Origin of the sequence: Sphingobium sp., from assembly GCF_036170395.1 — a bacterium.
GTDB lineage: Bacteria > Pseudomonadota > Alphaproteobacteria > Sphingomonadales > Sphingomonadaceae > Sphingobium.
The window spans coordinates 1-15,646 of record NZ_JAVHPD010000007.1 but is presented as its reverse complement, the minus strand read 5'-3'; the positions used below and the strand labels follow the sequence as shown (position 1 = coordinate 15,646).

At 65.3% G+C, this 15,646-nt stretch carries 17 protein-coding genes; 12 read left to right on the top strand and 5 right to left on the bottom strand.

What is annotated here, in order from left to right:
- Positions 1 to 101 precede the first annotated feature (101 nt).
- Genes rpsP through rplS form a run of 8 tightly spaced genes read left to right on the top strand, consistent with a single transcriptional unit; the run spans position 102 to position 4,619 of the window.
- Positions 102 to 554: a 30S ribosomal protein S16 gene (gene rpsP / locus V2B31_RS01620; protein ID WP_328274651.1), complete on the top strand. Its 453-nt coding sequence runs from the start codon at positions 102 to 104 to the stop codon at positions 552 to 554.
- Positions 555 to 559: 5 nt separating this feature from the next.
- Positions 560 to 1,039 carry a ribosome maturation factor RimM gene (gene rimM, locus V2B31_RS01615; protein WP_328274649.1) on the top strand — a complete coding sequence of 160 codons (480 nt, stop codon included), beginning with the start codon at positions 560 to 562 and terminating at the stop codon, positions 1,037 to 1,039.
- 32 nt (positions 1,040 to 1,071) lie between these two features.
- The gene (locus tag V2B31_RS01610) at positions 1,072 to 1,341 is read left to right on the top strand and encodes an AbrB/MazE/SpoVT family DNA-binding domain-containing protein (RefSeq protein ID WP_328274647.1); all 270 of its coding nucleotides are present in this window, start codon (positions 1,072 to 1,074) and stop codon (positions 1,339 to 1,341) included.
- On the top strand, positions 1,341 to 1,712 hold the full coding sequence (locus V2B31_RS01605; RefSeq protein WP_328274645.1) for a type II toxin-antitoxin system VapC family toxin: 372 nt from the start codon (positions 1,341 to 1,343) through the stop codon (positions 1,710 to 1,712). Before V2B31_RS01610 ends, V2B31_RS01605 begins: the two co-directional genes overlap by 1 nt.
- Positions 1,709 to 3,205, top strand: coding sequence for a serine hydrolase domain-containing protein (locus V2B31_RS01600; protein ID WP_328274643.1), 1,497 nt, complete (start codon positions 1,709 to 1,711; stop codon positions 3,203 to 3,205). The genes V2B31_RS01605 and V2B31_RS01600 overlap by 4 nt, the downstream gene beginning before the upstream one ends.
- A 37-nt stretch (positions 3,206 to 3,242) precedes the next feature.
- Complete coding sequence (locus V2B31_RS01595; RefSeq protein ID WP_328274641.1) at positions 3,243 to 3,515, top strand: hypothetical protein; 273 nt, start codon at positions 3,243 to 3,245, stop codon at positions 3,513 to 3,515.
- Entirely contained in the window at positions 3,512 to 4,246 is a 735-nt protein-coding gene (gene trmD, locus V2B31_RS01590) for a tRNA (guanosine(37)-N1)-methyltransferase TrmD (RefSeq protein WP_328275186.1), read from the top strand. The genes V2B31_RS01595 and trmD overlap by 4 nt, the downstream gene beginning before the upstream one ends.
- Positions 4,247 to 4,253: 7 nt before the next feature.
- Entirely contained in the window at positions 4,254 to 4,619 is a 366-nt protein-coding gene (rplS, locus tag V2B31_RS01585; RefSeq protein ID WP_155178223.1) for a 50S ribosomal protein L19, read from the top strand.
- A gap of 108 nt (positions 4,620 to 4,727) precedes the next feature.
- Here the strand turns inward: rplS and V2B31_RS01580 are convergent, their stop codons facing one another.
- A complete protein-coding gene (locus tag V2B31_RS01580) occupies positions 4,728 to 7,358 on the bottom strand; it encodes a TonB-dependent receptor plug domain-containing protein (protein WP_328274637.1) in 2,631 nt (876 codons plus the stop codon).
- A 195-nt stretch (positions 7,359 to 7,553) separates the two neighbouring features.
- Between V2B31_RS01580 and V2B31_RS01575 the strand changes: the two genes are divergently transcribed.
- Complete coding sequence (locus V2B31_RS01575; protein ID WP_328274635.1) at positions 7,554 to 8,069, top strand: GNAT family N-acetyltransferase; 516 nt, start codon at positions 7,554 to 7,556, stop codon at positions 8,067 to 8,069.
- A 4-nt stretch (positions 8,070 to 8,073) separates the two neighbouring features.
- Here the strand turns inward: V2B31_RS01575 and V2B31_RS01570 are convergent, their stop codons facing one another.
- The 3 genes from V2B31_RS01570 to V2B31_RS01560 form a co-directional block, all read right to left on the bottom strand.
- A complete protein-coding gene (locus V2B31_RS01570) occupies positions 8,074 to 9,348 on the bottom strand; it encodes an MFS transporter (RefSeq protein WP_328274633.1) in 1,275 nt (424 codons plus the stop codon).
- A gap of 82 nt (positions 9,349 to 9,430) precedes the next feature.
- Complete coding sequence (locus tag V2B31_RS01565; protein WP_328274631.1) at positions 9,431 to 11,026, bottom strand: sensor histidine kinase; 1,596 nt, start codon at positions 11,024 to 11,026, stop codon at positions 9,431 to 9,433.
- Positions 10,995 to 11,699 (bottom strand): response regulator transcription factor, encoded by a 705-nt coding sequence (locus tag V2B31_RS01560; protein ID WP_328274629.1) that lies wholly within the window; start codon positions 11,697 to 11,699, stop codon positions 10,995 to 10,997. Before V2B31_RS01560 ends, V2B31_RS01565 begins: the two co-directional genes overlap by 32 nt.
- 294 nt (positions 11,700 to 11,993) lie before the next feature.
- Here V2B31_RS01560 and V2B31_RS01555 point away from each other — a divergent pair, with 294 nt between their 5' ends.
- The 3 genes from V2B31_RS01555 (at position 11,994) to V2B31_RS01545 (ending at position 15,124) form a co-directional block, all read left to right on the top strand.
- Positions 11,994 to 13,598: a phosphoenolpyruvate carboxykinase gene (locus tag V2B31_RS01555; RefSeq protein ID WP_328274627.1), complete on the top strand. Its 1,605-nt coding sequence runs from the start codon at positions 11,994 to 11,996 to the stop codon at positions 13,596 to 13,598.
- Positions 13,599 to 13,852: 254 nt separating this feature from the next.
- Complete coding sequence (locus V2B31_RS01550) at positions 13,853 to 14,164, top strand: hypothetical protein (RefSeq protein WP_328274625.1); 312 nt, start codon at positions 13,853 to 13,855, stop codon at positions 14,162 to 14,164.
- A gap of 141 nt (positions 14,165 to 14,305) precedes the next feature.
- A complete protein-coding gene (locus V2B31_RS01545) occupies positions 14,306 to 15,124 on the top strand; it encodes a ferredoxin--NADP reductase (RefSeq protein WP_328274623.1) in 819 nt (272 codons plus the stop codon).
- 60 nt (positions 15,125 to 15,184) lie between these two features.
- Here the strand turns inward: V2B31_RS01545 and V2B31_RS01540 are convergent.
- Positions 15,185 to 15,646 (bottom strand): DUF885 domain-containing protein (locus V2B31_RS01540; protein WP_328274621.1); only part of this gene is annotated, 462 nt, incomplete at its 5' end.

Below are 15,646 nucleotides of genomic sequence, written 5' to 3'. Positions count from 1 at the left end.
TGGGATCTCCCTTCTTCAAAGGGGAAGTGGGATCCCAGCCTTCGCTGGGATGACGGACCTAAAGACAAGAACTAACTGGTTTAGAAAGGCAATTAGTTAAGATGGCAACCTCCATTCGTCTGTCGCGCGGCGGCTCCAAGAAGCGCCCTTATTACCGCATCGTCGTGGCCGACAGCCGCGCCCCGCGTGACGGCAAGTTCATCGAGCGCATCGGCAGCTACAACCCCGTCCTGCCCAAGGGCGACGAGAAGCGGGTGGTGCTGGACACCGAGCGCGCCAAGCACTGGGTCGAGGCCGGCGCGCAGCCGACCGACCGCGTCGCCCGCTTCCTGGACGCCGCCGGCGTGAAGGAGCGCAAGGCCAGCAACAACCCCAAAAAGGCCGAGCCGGGCCAGAAGGCCAAGGAGCGCGCCGAAGATCGCGCCGCCAAGCTGGCCGAAGCGGAAGAAGCCCGCAAGGCTGCGGAAGAAGCCGCCAAGGCGCCGGTTGAAGAGCCCGCCGCCGAGGAAGCCGCTCCCGCCGAGGACGCCGCGACCGAGCAGGCCGAAGGCTGATCGACGTGACCGACAAGCCCGTCACTCTGGCCGCGATCATCGGCGCGCATGGGGTGGCGGGCGAAGTCCGCCTGAAGCTGTTCGGCGAAGGGGCGGAGAGCCTCAAAAGCTACAAGAGCTTCGACGCAGGCGGACGGGCGCTGACGCTGAAGTCGGTGCGTCCCGGCCCCAATGGCGCGGTCGCGCGCTTCGCCGAAATCGGCGACCGCAGCGCCGCCGAAGCGCTGCGCGGGACGGAACTGACTGTCCCGCGATCCGCTCTGCCGCCGCTGGGGGAGGGCGAATATTATCATGCCGACCTGATCGGTCTGCCCTGCGTATCGAGCGAGGGCGAAACGCTGGGGACGATCGTCGCGGTCGAGAATTTCGGTGCGGGCGACATTATCGAAATCGAGCGTCCCACGGGCAAACGCTTCATGGCCCCGATGCATGTCGTGGCTCTGGGAGACGATGGGGCGGTGGTTGACGCGGCCTTTGCGGTGTAGTATATACGGGAAGTATATACGGAGACTGCGCCATGGGCGAAGACTATAAAGCCAAAATCTTCAAGTCGGGCAACAGCCTGGCCTTGCGCCTGCCCAAGGCGCTGGGGCTGGAGGAAGGCACCGAAATGGTGCTGCGCGAAGAACATGGCAAATTTACCTTCCAGCCCGCCGATATCGCGCCGCGCAAGATCGACGTCAGCAAGTTCGCGGGCAAGGCCCCGTGGCTGGAGCCGCTGCCACGCGAGGACTTCGATGATTCCCCGCGTGCCTGGGACGACCCGGACTTCCCCGGCTTTCGCTGATGTATCTGCTCGATACGAACAGCTGCATCTTCCTGTTCGCGGGAACCCGGCCCAGGCTGATCGAGCGTGTTGCCGCCTGCCACGCGGGCGATCTGGCGATCTCCACGATCGTCCTCGCGGAACTGGCGCTGGGGTCGGCGCAGGGCAAGATCCCGCCTATCGAGGTGCTCGATGGGTTTATGGAAGAGGTGAACCTGCTGCCGTTCGACGGGGCGGCGGCGCGCGCCTATGCCGCCATGCCTTTTCGCCGGGGCCGGTTCGACCGGTTGCTCGCCGCCCACGCGCTGAGCGTCGATGCGACGATCGTGACGAACAATCTGGCGGACTTCGACGACATCCCCGACCTGCGAGCGGAGGATTGGACGCAATGAAGCTCTGGCTCGCGCTGCTGCTGCTCTGCTTGCCTGCCATTGCCCACGCCCAGGCGGACGAGAAGAAGATCGCTGTCGCGGTGCCGGAAATCGACCGGCTGTTTCAGGACTTCCAGCTGGATAGCCATGCGCCGGGCCTTGTCTATGGCATCGTCGCCAATGGGCGGCTGGTGCATGTGAAGGGCTTCGGCGTGCAGGATCTGGTGCATAGTCGGCCGGTAACGCCTGACAGCCTGTTCCGCATCGCCTCCATGACCAAGGCGTTTACGGCGCTCTCGATCCTGAAGCTGCGGGAGGAGGGGCGCCTGTCGCTGGACGATCCGGCCGAACGCTATCTGCCGGAAATGCGTGGCTGGACCCATCCCACCGCCGACAGCCCACGCATCCGCATCCGCGACCTGCTGACCCACAGCGCGGGCTTTGTGGATGACAATCCCTGGGGCGACCGGCAGACGCCGATGCCGGAGGCGGATTTCGCCCGGCTGCTAGGGCAGGGTGTGCCGTTCAGCACCGCGCCCGGCACCCGCTACGAATATAGCAATTTCGGCTATGCGCTGCTCGGCCGGATCGTCGCGCAGGCGAGCGGGATGCCCTATCGCCGCTATGTCGAGCAGAGCCTGCTGACGCCGCTCGGCATGACGTCGAGCGGCTATGAGATCGCCGAATGGCCGGTCGAGCGGCGCGCGATCGGCTATCGCTGGGACGCGGGCCGGTGGAAGAAAGAGCCGGACATGGCCGACGGTGCCTTCGGGGCGATGGGGGGCTTGCAGACCAGCGCCAACGACTATGCGCGCTGGGTCGCCTTCCTGCTCTCCGCCTGGCCCGCGCGCGATGCGGCCGATGCCGGGCCGGTGCCGCGCGCGGCGGTGCGGATGCTGGCGGAGGGGAGCAATTTCATGCAGCTTGCCCAGCGTAGCGGCAAAAGCGGCGCGAGCGCATGCCGGCAGGCGGCGGCCTATGGCATGGGGATGCGGGTGGCGCAGGATTGCGACTTGGGCCTCACTCTCTCGCATGGCGGCGGCTATCCCGGCTATGGCAGCCATGTGATGCTGATGCCCGACCATGGCGTCGGCATCTTCGTCTTCACCAACCGCACCTATACGGGCGGGGCGGGGCCGGCTTGGGACGCGGCGATGCTGCTCAAGCAGGCCGGCGCGCTGGTCGCGCAGCCGGTGGCGGTCTCTGCGCTGGTGGCCGAGGGCTATGCGGCGGCGGGGCGCATCTATGCGGCGGGGGATGTCGGCGTGGCGCGCGAGACCCTCGCCATGAATTTCCTGGTGGACAACGATGCGGACAGCTGGGCGAAGAAACTCGCTGCGATAAAGGCGGAGGTCGGCGCGTGCCGCACCGATGCGCCGGTGAAGGCGACGGGCAATTTGTCGGGCGAGTTCGTCTGGACCTGCGACAAGGGCAGGGTGGCGGGCAGCCTGCTGCTGGCGCCGACTATGAGCGCGCAAATCCAGGAATGGAAGATCAGCGTCAAGACGCCCTGATCTGGACGCTAGCCGCGCCTTGGCCTAAGCGCGGAGCATGGCCCAGATCGTCACCGCGCTTTATCTCCTGCTCATGCTCTTCGCCGGCTGGCGGCTGTTCGGCATCGGCTGGCCGCGCGGGCGGAAGATCGCGGCGGCGGTGGCGCTGGTCGCGCCCATCCCGCTGCTGCTGCTGATTCCGGCGCTGCTGCACCCGGAACGCCAATTTGCCGACGTGCTGCGCGCGGTGGGACTGGCGCTGCTGGTGTGCGGGGCGCTGTGCATGGTTGGCGGCTGGTCTGCGGCAAGGTTGCGGGCGCGGCGGCGGTGAGTTTCACCGCGCAAATCCTGACACTCTATCCCGAGATGTTCCCCGGTCCGCTCGGCGTGTCGCTGGCGGGGCGGGCGCTCGCCGAGGGGAAGTGGGCTTGCGAGCCGGTCCACATCCGCGACTTTGCGACCGACAAGCATCGCACGGTGGACGACACGCCGGCCGGTGGGGGCGCGGGGATGGTGCTGCGCGCCGATGTGCTCGCCACGGCGGTCGATCATGCGCTGGAGAAGCGGCCCGACCTTCCCGTGCTCGCGATGACGCCGCGCGGTGCGCCCATTACGCAGCGCCGCGTGCGGGCGCTGGCGGAGGGGCCGGGGGCGACGATCCTGTGCGGCCGGTTCGAGGGGTTTGACGAGCGGATTTTCGAGGCGCGCGCCATCGAGCAGGTCAGCATGGGCGACATCATCCTGTCGGGCGGGGAGATGGCGGCCTTGCTGCTGCTAGATGCTTGCGTGCGGCTGCTTCCCGGTGTAATGGGCGCGGCTTCCAGCGGAGTCGAGGAGTCCTTTGAAACGGGGCTGCTCGAATATCCGCACTATACCCGCCCGGTGGAATGGGAGGGGCGCGCGATCCCTGAAGTGTTGCGATCGGGGGATCATGCGAAGATCGCCGCCTGGCGGAAACAACGGGCGGAAGATGATACACGGCTAAGGCGGCCGGACCTTTGGGAACGCCATATCGGCGTTCGGGACCAGCCGCCCTCTGGTGCGCGACGACGTGAGGATTGAGTTAGACATGAACATCATCCAGCAGATCGAGGCGGAAAGCATCGCCGCTCTGGCCAAGGACATCCCCGATTTCCGCCCCGGCGACACGCTGCGCGTGGGCGTGAAGGTGATCGAGGGCGAGCGCAGCCGCGTCCAGAATTACGAAGGCGTGTGCATCGCCCGATCGAACAAGGGCATGGGATCGAACTTCACCGTGCGCAAGATCAGCTTCGGCGAAGGCGTGGAGCGCGTATTCCCGCTCTATTCGCCCAACATCGACAGCATCACCGTGGTCCGCCGCGGCGTCGTGCGTCGCGCCAAGCTCTATTATCTGCGCGGCCGCACCGGCAAGCGCGCCCGCATCGCCGAACGCCGCGACAATCGCGAGGGTTGATCGGCGGGATGCGCAAGGCGCTGCGAGCGCCTTCCTCACCGCTTCGCAAGGGCACATAAAAATCGGGCGCCGAAAGGCGCCCGATTTCTTTTTGCGTTACCCCAGCCGTCAGATTTTAACCTTCAGACGGGCGTACCAGAAGCCGCCATTGGCGCCGAAAGGCCCGCCGCTGTTGGGATAGATCTGGCCGTTCGACAGGCTGTTGGTCAGCACGTAGATCGGGTTTGCGGCGGTAGCCTTGATCTTGTCGGGATAGGTGTTGAACAGGTTGGTGGCACCCACCGCCAGCGTGTAGTGGTCGGCGATCTTGTAGCTGATTTCGAGGTCGGTGGTGAATTTGGACCCGAATGTCTGCCCGGGGAAAGCGTCTTCCAGGATGAACGAGCCGTAGAAATTTTCGCGCGCGGTGATGGTGAGATCGCCGACGGAATAGGTTCCGGTCAACGTAGCGCGATGCTTCGGAATAGTGCCCTCGATGTCCTTTTTCTGCGAGGCGCTGATGATGACCGGATCGAACTTCGTTACCTTGGTCTCGTTGTAATTATAGGCAAGCGTCAGGTTCAGTAAGCCATCACCCAGACCTGTCCGATAGGTGCTGACAAAGTCGACACCGGCCGTGCGTGAATCATAGGCGCTTGTCGGGTAATTGACATCGCCGCCTTCTCCCACCGCCAGCAGGGCGGGCTGGGCAATGATGTCGGCGGCAGTGACGCTATAGGTCTGCGACGTGCCGATACGATCCTTGATCTTGATCCAATAGCCGTCGACCGTCACGGTCAGGTTCGGCAGGGGCTGGAACACGAAGCCCAGGCCATAGTTGGTCGACTTCTCCGGCTTCAGAGCCGTCGCGCCGAAATATTGCGCAATCGGATTGGAGACTGGATAAGTTCCCGTCTGCACCTGAATGCCGTTGGTGAAGGCCGTCGTCAGGATCTGGACGTTGCTCTGGCCCGGCGACGGCGCATGATAGCCGGTACCGATCGTGCCGCGCACCGAGACTGCCGGCGTGATCTTCCAGATCGCGTTGACCTTGCCGACCGTGGCGGACCCGAAAGTGTTATAATGTTCATAGCGACCCGCCGCGCCCACCGACAACGTGTCGGTCAGATCGACTTCCGCGCTGAGATAGCCGGCATAGGAATGCTGCGAAAAGCTGTCGGCCGCATCCGGGCTGGTGCCGCCATAGCCGCTCGCACCCGGAGGCATGGTGACGGTGGAATCCTGCGTATATACGCCGGGCGCCGTTTCGACATACAGAACCTGGGTCGCATAAGGCCCGATGCCATAGGATTGCGGGTCGCCTTCGGTCGCCTCGTAGGTTTCCTTGCGATATTCGCCGCCGAACGCGATGGTGACCGGGCTGGGGAGGCCGGCTTCAAGCGAATAGGTAAAATCGGCGTTCAGATTGGTTTCCCGCTGGATCAGCGAACCAAATTCGAACTCCGTCTGCGACTGAGGCCCATAAGAGGGGCTGAGTGAGTCATACATGGACAGGGTCAGCGCGTTACGGCTGAGCGATCCCGATATGTCGAACGTCAGATTCTCGATCAGGTCGCCCTTGATGCCCAATACGCCGAACGCCTGGTCCTTCACCCCGACGAACTGGGGGGTAAAGCCTGCCGGATATAATGAGGAGAAGGAGTAGGTATTGCTGTCCTTCACGAACCCGCCCGCCGGGCATGTCGTGTTGTTCGCCGGGCAGGAGGTGAGGTAGATCGGGTGGCTGAACGCAGAGTTGCGTGTCTGCGTGCGCACGACACCTGTGGTATCGGTCGCAGTATAAGTGATGGGCGGACGATAATTGAAGCTTTGCGTGATCTTGGAATGCGCGAAATTGCCGAATGCGTAGAGTTGGGTTGCGTCGGTCACGTCATAATGGGCGTTGACTGTGGCCTTCCAGCCCTCGGCCGGCGAATTGCCGAAAATCTGTACCGGGTCTGGATAGTTGGGGAGCTGCGATGCCAGAGCGGGATTCGCCTGCGCGAACAATACGGCGCTTGGCCGCGTCGCGTTGCGGATGGTGCCATCGTCCTTGTTATATTCGCCCGCGACCGAAATGAAGCCACGATCACCCAGCTTGACGCCGGCATAGGCCGCAATCTGTCGCGATATGCCGTCGCCGCCATTGTCGTAGAACTGGCCGTAGCGCGTGTTAAGCTCCAGCCCCTCTTCCTCCTTCAGCGTGTAGTTCAGAACGCCGGCAATGGCGTCAGACCCATATTGCGCGGTCGCGCCTTCACGCAGGATTTGCAGGTTGCCAAAGGCGATCGACGGCAGCACCGAAATGTCGGAGCCTTGCGAGAGATTGTTGGTGGGGTCGCCGGCCGCAACCTGCACCAGCGCGGAGCGGTTGAAGCGCTTGCCGTTGATCATCACTAGCGCCATGTCGCCCGCAAGGCCCCGGATAGACGGCGCGCGAACGAAGGTGGAAGCGTCGGAGATCTGGTTCTGCGCGACATTGAAGCTGGGCACGAGATTCTTGACGATTTCCAGCATATCCGCCGCAGGCTGGGTTGCCAGTTCAGCGGACCCGATGACGTCGATCGGTGAGGCTGAGTCGGTGACGGACCGGTCCGTACGACGTGTCCCGATGACGACGATCGTGTCACCGGAACTCTCTTCCGCCGCCTGATCCGGGGCGGCTGGCGTCTGAGAGAATGCCGGCGCCGTCATCGCGGCGAGCGCTGTCGTTGCAAGCAGCGCCTTGGTTAACCCACGAGCAAATACATGGTCGATCATTGATAGCCCCCTACGTTAGTATGGGCCTTTCCATCCTTCCCCCACGGCATTGATATTTGTTGCAAGCGTGTGAACGGATGGTGTCTCTGGATCCGCCATGCAGCGTCACATTGCTGGCGAAATATCTTCTCATATGTGGCATGATTGCCGCGCCTGCTTTGCCTGCGGAAGCAAAGCCGTTATGCCACACGCGCCATGCCGCTCACCCACCGCCTCGCCCTGCCCGCCGACGAACCCGCGCTGCGCGCCGTCATGACGCTGGCGATCGACCGGCTGCAATCCGCCTTTCTCACCCCCGATCAGGTGCGGGCGAGCCATGGCTTCATGGGGCTGGACAGCCGGCTGATCGCCGACGGGACCTATTTCGTCGTGGAGCGGGACGGCGTGATCGCTGGCTGCGGGGGGTGGAGCCGGCGCGCGACGCCCTATGGCCATGACGCCAGCGCCGGGCGTGACGACCGGCTGCTCGATCCCGCGCGCGAGGCGGCGAAAGTGCGGGCGATGTACACCCATCCCGATCATGTGCGGCAGGGCGTGGGGATGCTGATCCTGTCGCTGTGCGAAGCGGCGGCGCGGGCGGAGGGCTTCGCCGCGCTGGAACTGTCGGGCACGATGGCGGGGGTGCCGCTCTATCGCCGCTTCGGCTTTGCGGACGTGCGCGCCTTCGAGGATAAGGGCGTGCCGCTCATCCTGATGCGCAAGGCGATCTGAGCGATCAGGGGTAGCGGCTGGTCCACCACAGGCCCGCCAGGCTGATCGCGGCGGCGGCGCTCATATAGAGGCCGACCAACTCGACCCCCTGAACGCCGATCAGCCAGGTGGCGACGATCGGCGCGAGCGCGCCGCCGAGAATGCCGCCCAGGTTGAAGGCGAAGGATGCGCCGGTATAGCGGAGCTGGATGGGAAAGAGCGCGGGCAGATAAGCGCCGAGCGGGCCATAGACGAAGCCCATCAGGAACAGCGCGAGGCTGAGGATCAGGAACACCGGCAGCAGCGCGCCCGTGCCGATCAGCGGCCCGAAGATGATACCCATCAGGATCGTGCCGCCGCAGCCCCAGGCGAGGACGCGGATGGGGCTGGATCGGTCCGCCCACCAGCCGGCAAGGATGATGCTCAAGGCCATGAACAGGATCGCGCCGAGCTGGAGCGAGAGGAAGATGCTGCGGTCGATCTTGAGCGTGGTGGTGCCGTAGCCGAGCGCGAAGGCGGTCGCGATATAATAGACGGCGAAACAGGCGGCGCAGGCGAAGGTGCCGGCGATCGCCGCGCCGAGGTGCGAGGAGAGGAGCGTGGCGAGCGGCACGGCGGGCGGCGGGCTTTCCGCCTTCGCCGCGGCAAATTCCGGCGTCTCGGTGAGTTTGAGGCGCACCCAGAGGCCAAGGAACACCAGCACGGCGCTCCCCAGGAACGGGAGGCGCCAGCCCCAGGCGAGGAAATCGGCCTCCGACAGCAAAGTGGCGAGGAGCAGGAACAGGCCGTTCGCCGCGATGAAGCCCACCGGCGCGCCAAGCTGCGGAAACATGCCGAAGCGCGCGCGCCAGCCGGGCGGGGCGTTCTCCACCGCCAGCAGCGCCGCGCCGCCCCATTCGCCGCCGAGGCCGAGCCCCTGGCCGAAGCGCAGCAGGCACAGGATCAGCGGCGCCCACCAGCCGATCTGCGCATGGGTTGGCAGAAATCCGATCAGCAATGTGCAGCCGCCCATCAGCATCAGCGAGGTGACCAGCGTCGCCTTGCGCCCGACGCGGTCGCCATAATGGCCGAAGATCGCCGCGCCCAGCGGCCGCGCCAGGAAGGCGAGGGCGAGGCTGCCATAGGAGGCCATCAGCTGCGCGGTCGGCGAGGAGGAGGGGAAGAATAGCGCGGGGAAGATCAGGCTGGCGGCGGTGGCGTAGATGTAGAAGTCGTAAAACTCCACCGCCGTGCCGATCAGGCTGGCGGCGAGCACGCGCTTGTGCCGCCACATTGCACCCATGCCGCTCGCGCTCGTCATCGTCCGCTCCCCCGATCGTCTCTGGCCGCGATGACGCTATGCGGCGGATTTTGCAATCATCGACTGACCGCGCCCATGCGGATCATTCCGATGCGATGCCCGGATCGCGCGCCACCGCCATCGGCAGGCGGACGACGAAGCGCGCGCCCTTCTGCGCGTCCTCCCGGTCGCCGATGCTGATGCGGCCCTGATGCCCCTCCACGATCGAGCGGGCGATGGCGAGGCCGAGGCCCGAATGTTTGCCGAACGCCTCGCCTTCGGGGCGGACGCTGTGGAAGCGGCGAAAAATATGCTCGCGCTCGGATTCGGGGACGCCCGGCCCTTCATCCTCGACGCTGACGAACACCTGATCGTCGGCGACGGTAGCGATGATCTGGACCAGGCCGCCGTCAGGGGAGAAGGAGACGGCATTGTCGATGAGATTGTCGAGCACGCGGATCAGCCGCCCTTCCTCGCCCAGCACGACCGCGACATCCTTGCGCGGCCGGGCGAAGGCGAGGCGGACGCCGCGCGGCACCCCGCGCGCCTCGCGGGCGATCACCATCTTTTCGATGAGCAGGCCAAGGTCGATCGGCTCGAACCGGGTGCGGGAGAGTTCGGCATCGACGCGCGAGGCTTCGGCAATGTCGGTGACGAGCCGGTCGAGCCGGCGCACATCGTCCTGGGCGATCGCCATCAACTGCGCGCGCAGGTCGGGCTGCTCCACCCGGTCGAGCGCATCGAGCGCGGAGCGGAGCGAGGCGATCGGGTTCTTGAGTTCATGGGACACGTCGGCGGCGAAAGCGTCGGTCGCGTCGATCCGCTGGCGCAGCGCATGGCTCATGTCGGACAGCGCACGGGCGAGCATCCCGATCTCGTCGCGCCGCTCGGGCAGGCGCGGCACGGTGACTTCGCGCGCCCGGCCGAGGCGCACCCGCACGGCGGCGCGGGCGAGGCGCTGGAGCGGCTGGACGATAGTGCGGGCGAGGAACAGCGAGAGCAGCACCGAGGCGAGGATCGCGGCGGCGAGGACGATGCCGAGGCGAAAGCGCTCGGCGCGGACCACGCGGGTGATGTCGCGCGCATTTTCGGTCGCAAGCAGGCTGCCGCCATCCTTCATGCGGACAGCGGCGGAAATCATGAAGGTGCGGTCGGGCGCATAGCGGTTCGTCGCCTGCGGCCGGCCGGTGCGGCGCGCGGCGGCGACTTCGGGCCAGGCGTCGGCGCGGTCGATCGCAGGCTCCTCGAAATCGGGCGGCCGGTCGGCATCGACCACGCTGTCCACCATCTTGTCGAGGAAGCGGGCTATATGCCGGCGCAATTGCTCCTCGTCGGGCGAGCGTAGGCGGTAGCGCGGCGCATCCATGGCGAAGCTGTCGGCGACCAGTCGCCCGTCGGGGGCGTAGCGGCGCACCCTGTCCCTGGTCTGGCGCGCATAGGCGGCGATCAGCGAATCGTGCCGGTCGGCGGGGGCATTGGCGAGGCCGATGGCAAGCAACTGCAACTCGCGCGCGGATTGCTCCAGCCGCGCGTCGACGATGCGGGTGCGATAGCTGTCGAGGTAGAAGAAGCCGCCAGCGAGCAGCGCGAGCGCGAAGACGTTGATCGCCAGGATGCGCGGCGTCAGGCTCAGCCGCCCCGACCAACGCACCGCAAGCGGCGCGCCGTCACTCCTCCGAGAATCGGTAGCCGGCGCCATAGAGCGTGTCGATCGCGTTGAAATCGGGGTCCACCTCGCGGAATTTCCGGCGCAGGCGCTTTATATGGCTGTCGATGGTGCGATCATCGACATAGACGTCGTCCTGATAAGCGGCGTCCATCAGCTGGTTGCGGTTCTTGACCACGCCGGGCCGCGCGGCAAGCGCTTCCAGGATCAGGAATTCGGTGACGGTCAGCGTCACGTCCTGCCCCGCCCATTTGACGCGATGGCGCGCCGGGTCCATCTCCAGCCGGCCGCGCAGGATCGGGTCGGCGACCGGATCGTCGGGCGTCTCGGGCGCGGCGCGCACCTCGGCGCGGCGCAATATCGCGCGGATGCGGGCGATCAGCAGCCGCTGCGAAAAGGGCTTGGCGATATAGTCGTCGGCGCCCATCGCAAGGCCCAGCGCCTCGTCCAGTTCGTCCGCCTTGGAGGTGAGGAAAATGACCGGCATCTGGCTCCGCTCGCGCAGCCGGCGCAGCAGTTCCAGGCCATCCATGCGCGGCATCTTGATGTCGAACACGGCGAGGTCGGCGGGATTGTCCAGCAGCGCCTTGAGCGCGGTTTCCGCATCGGAATAGACCCGCGTCAGAAAACCCTCGGCCTGAAGCGCGATCGACACCGAGGTCAGGATATTCTTGTCGTCGTCCACCAGAGCGATGGTTGCGGTCATGCGGCGTCCTGCGCGATCCAAGGAGCGTTGAGGGGGCGAGGAGGTGCGTTAGACGATGCGCCGCGCGGCTGCAAGAAAAGGCGCGGCATCGGTGCGGTCGGCGACATAGGTCAATAGGCTGTCGATATTCGGCACAATCGCGCGCTCCGGCCATTTGACGGACAAGGAACAAAGCCCTATGCCGATGGCGTTCCCAAGCGATGGACGCCGCGCGGAAGATCGCGGCGCCGGCGCGGCGGATCGGTTGCGCAAACATACCTTGCGCGATGCGACTAACATATCAGGAGCAAAGGCGTGCAGGCCAAATCCTCAATAACCCTGGCCGACCAGGGCATTTCCACCCATGCGCAACTGCATTGGAATCTCGGCACCGCGCCGCTGGTCGAAGCGGCCGTCCGCAACGGTGAAGGCATATTGTCCAAGGACGGCCCGCTGGTCGTCAAGACCGGCAAACATACCGGCCGCAGCGCGAAGGACAAGTTCATCGTCCGCGACGCCGAAACCGAAAGCACCGTCTGGTGGGGCAACACCAACGTGCCCATGACGCCCGAGCATTTCGCTGCGCTGAAGGCAGATTTCTTCGCCGCGCTGGGCGAGAAGGACACGCTCTACGTCGCCGACCTGTTCGGCGGGTCGCAGCCCGAGCATCGCGTCAATGTGCGCGTCATCAACGAGCGGGCCTGGCACAACCTCTTCATCCGCACGCTTCTTGTGCGCCCTACCGCCGATGAACTGGCGGGCTTCGCCCCCGAATATACCATCATCGACCTGCCGACCTTCAAGGCCGATCCGGCGCGTCATGGCTGCCGCACCGAGACCGTGGTCGCGGTCAATTTCAGCGAGAAGCTGATCCTGATCGGCGGCACCGCCTATGCCGGCGAGATGAAGAAGTCGGTGTTCGGCATCTTGAACTACCTGCTGCCGGTGAAGGGCGTGATGCCGATGCACTGTTCGGCCAATATCGGCCCGGACGGCGACACGGCGGTCTTCTTCGGCCTGTCCGGCACCGGCAAGACGACGCTGTCGGCCGACGCCAGCCGCACCCTGATCGGCGACGATGAGCATGGCTGGTCGGACACGGCGGTCTTCAATTTCGAAGGCGGCTGCTACGCCAAGATGATAAACCTGTCGGCCGAGGCCGAACCGGAGATTTTCGCCACCACCAAGCGATTCGGCACCGTGCTGGAAAATGTCGTGATCGACGAAGATACGCGCGAAATCGACCTCGATGACAACAGCCTCGCGGAAAACAGCCGGGGTTCCTACCCGATCGATTTCATCCCGAACACGTCGGAGAAGAATCTGGGGCCGGTGCCCAAGAATATCATCTTCCTGACCGCCGACGCCTATGGCGTGCTGCCGCCGATCGCGCGGCTGACCCCCGACCAGGCGATGTATCATTTCCTGTCGGGCTATACCGCGCGCGTTGCGGGCACCGAAATCGGCGTGACCGAGCCCACCGCCACCTTCTCGACCTGCTTCGGCGCGCCGTTCATGCCGCGCCATCCGACCGTCTATGGCAATCTGCTCAAGGAGCGGATCGCCAAGGGCGGCGTCACCTGCTGGCTGGTCAATACCGGCTGGGCGGGCGGCAAGGCGACGATGCCGGGGATCAAGCGGATGCCGATCAAGGTCACTCGCGCGCTGCTCAACGCCGCGCTCGACGGCAGCCTCAACAATGTCGAGTTCCGCATCGATCCGAATTTCGGCTTCGAGGTGCCGGTGGCGGTGAACGGCGTCGACTCGACCATCCTCGATCCGCGCGCCATGTGGACCGACAAGGACGCCTATGACGCGACGGCCGCGACGCTGGTCAAGGCGTTCGTCGACAATTTCGCGCAGTTCGAGGACCATGTGGACGACAGCGTCCGCAACGCGGCGCTCGTCGCTGCGGCTTGATCGGGCGACATCGGAATAAGGGGGGCGGGGGAGAAATCCTCCGGCCCCTCTTCGTTGGCGCACCGATCATCCTCCCCTTGCAGGGGAGGTGGCAACCCGAAGGGTTGACGGAGGGGTGTCCCGCTATCGAGAGGGTGACACCCCTCCACCACGCCCTACGGGCGCGGTCCCCCTCCCCTTACAGGGGAGGATGGTTTTGCCTCGCCTCGTAGACACTGCTATCCTCCTTCCTCACTCACGCGGGAGGGACGGGCATGTTCGACGATCTGATCGGGAAGCTGGGCGGGCTGGAAGCGGTCGCGGCGCAGATCGGGCTGGAGCCGGCGCAGATGCAGGCGTTGATGAGCGAGATCGCGGCGAAGATCGGCTCGGGCGAAACCAGCGTCAGCGCGCTCGCCGAGGTCGCGGCGGAGCATGGCGTCTCGGCCGACGCGCTCCAGGGCCTGCTCGGCAACCTCACCGGCCCCGAAGGCTTGCTGGGGCAGATTGGCGGCATGTTCGATCGTGACGGCGACGGCAATCCGATGAATGAACTGGGCGGCATCGCCAAGGGGCTGTTCGGGTAGAAGCGCGGCGGTTTAGGGCGCCCAAGTTTTTTTGTCCTTGCGCCGCGCGTGCGGACGGGCCAATTCGCGCATAGATTGATTATTGCGAATGATCCGCAAAAGGCTGCGACGCGCGGCCGCCCAGGCGCAAGGACAAGACTGTTGACCGACGTGACGACCGACAAGCCGGTATTGGAACCGACCGGCGCGCTTTCCGTGGAGACCGTGCTGTCGGTCAAGCATTGGAACGAGCATCTGTTCAGCTTCCGTATCACGCGGCCTGCCAGCTTCCGCTTCCGCTCGGGCGAATTCGTGATGATCGGCCTGATGGGCGACAATGGCAAGCCGCTGCTGCGCGCTTACTCGGTCGCGAGTCCCAGCTGGGACGAGGAGATCGAGTTCCTCTCGATCAAGGTGCAGGACGGGCCGCTGACCTCCAGGCTCCAGCTGATCCAGCCCGGCGACCAGATCTATCTCGGCCGCAAGCCCACCGGCACGCTCGTTACCGACGCGCTGCTGCCCGGCAAGCGGCTGTTCATGCTCTCGACCGGCACGGGGCTTGCGCCCTTCCTCAGCCTGTCGCGCGACCCCGATGTCTATGAATTTTACGAGCAGGTGGTGATCGTCCATTCGGTGCGCCGGGTGAGCGATTTGGCCTTCCGCGACGAACTGGAGGGCAAATGGTCCGAAGACCCGCTGGTGTCGGAACAGGCGCCCGCGCAGTTTCACTATGTCCCGACCGTCACCCGCGAGCCGTTCGAGGGCAACACGACCCGCATCGACGCGCTGGTCGAAAGCGGCGCGCTGTTCGAAGGGATTCCGGGCGCGGCGAAGTTCGACCCCGAAACCGATCGGATCATGATGTGCGGCAGCATGGAAATGATTAAGCAGTTCGCGGCCTTCTTCGAAGGCGAAGGCTTCACCGAAGGCAGCAACGCTGCGCCCGGCCAGTTCGTGATCGAGCGGGCGTTCGTGGGGTAGGTTCCCGACGGGGGCGGGGTCTCGCCAATCTTCCTCCCCTTACAGGGGAGGATGATGTTATCAGGCCTTCCGCCCCTTCACCCAAGCCTCGACATTGCCTGCCAGCACGGTCATCGGCACGCCGCCGCTCTTCACCACCGCGTCGTTGAACAGGCGGAAGTCGAACCGCTCGCCCAGCGCCTTCTGCGCTGCCCCGCGCAGCCGCACGATCTCGCCATGGCCGACTTTGTAACCGCACGCCTGCCCCGGCCAGGCGCAATAGCGATCGACCTCGCCCTGCACATCCTCGACCGTCGAGCCATTGGTGCTGGCGAACCAGTCGATCGCTTGGCTCCGGGTCCAGCGTTTCGCGTGCAACCCGGTATCCACCACCAACCGGCAGCAGCGATAGGCGATCGACTGGAGATAGCCCAGCCGCCCCGCCGCATCGCTCTCATAGACGCCCAGTTCGTCGCCCAGCTGTTCGGCATAGAGCGCCCAGCCCTCCGAATAGGCGTTGAAGGCGAGCAGCGAGCGGATCAG

What these genes read in the sequence shown, in the direction of transcription:
- V2B31_RS01595 (WP_328274641.1), top strand. Translation starts at nt 3,243, where the DNA reads ATGGCCCAGATCGTCACCGCGCTTTATCTCCTGCTCATGCTCTTCGCC.
- V2B31_RS01610 (WP_328274647.1), top strand. Translation starts at nt 1,072, where the DNA reads ATGGGCGAAGACTATAAAGCCAAAATCTTCAAGTCGGGCAACAGCCTG.
- V2B31_RS01600 (WP_328274643.1), top strand. Translation starts at nt 1,709, where the DNA reads ATGAAGCTCTGGCTCGCGCTGCTGCTGCTCTGCTTGCCTGCCATTGCC.
- V2B31_RS01580 (WP_328274637.1), bottom strand. Translation starts at nt 7,358, where the DNA reads ATGATCGACCATGTATTTGCTCGTGGGTTAACCAAGGCGCTGCTTGCA.
- V2B31_RS01565 (WP_328274631.1), bottom strand. Translation starts at nt 11,026, where the DNA reads ATGGCGCCGGCTACCGATTCTCGGAGGAGTGACGGCGCGCCGCTTGCG.
- V2B31_RS01575 (WP_328274635.1), top strand. Translation starts at nt 7,554, where the DNA reads ATGCCGCTCACCCACCGCCTCGCCCTGCCCGCCGACGAACCCGCGCTG.
- V2B31_RS01560 (WP_328274629.1), bottom strand. Translation starts at nt 11,699, where the DNA reads ATGACCGCAACCATCGCTCTGGTGGACGACGACAAGAATATCCTGACC.
- rpsP (WP_328274651.1), top strand. Translation starts at nt 102, where the DNA reads ATGGCAACCTCCATTCGTCTGTCGCGCGGCGGCTCCAAGAAGCGCCCT.
- V2B31_RS01550 (WP_328274625.1), top strand. Translation starts at nt 13,853, where the DNA reads ATGTTCGACGATCTGATCGGGAAGCTGGGCGGGCTGGAAGCGGTCGCG.
- rplS (WP_155178223.1), top strand. Translation starts at nt 4,254, where the DNA reads ATGAACATCATCCAGCAGATCGAGGCGGAAAGCATCGCCGCTCTGGCC.
- V2B31_RS01605 (WP_328274645.1), top strand. Translation starts at nt 1,341, where the DNA reads ATGTATCTGCTCGATACGAACAGCTGCATCTTCCTGTTCGCGGGAACC.
- V2B31_RS01570 (WP_328274633.1), bottom strand. Translation starts at nt 9,348, where the DNA reads ATGACGAGCGCGAGCGGCATGGGTGCAATGTGGCGGCACAAGCGCGTG.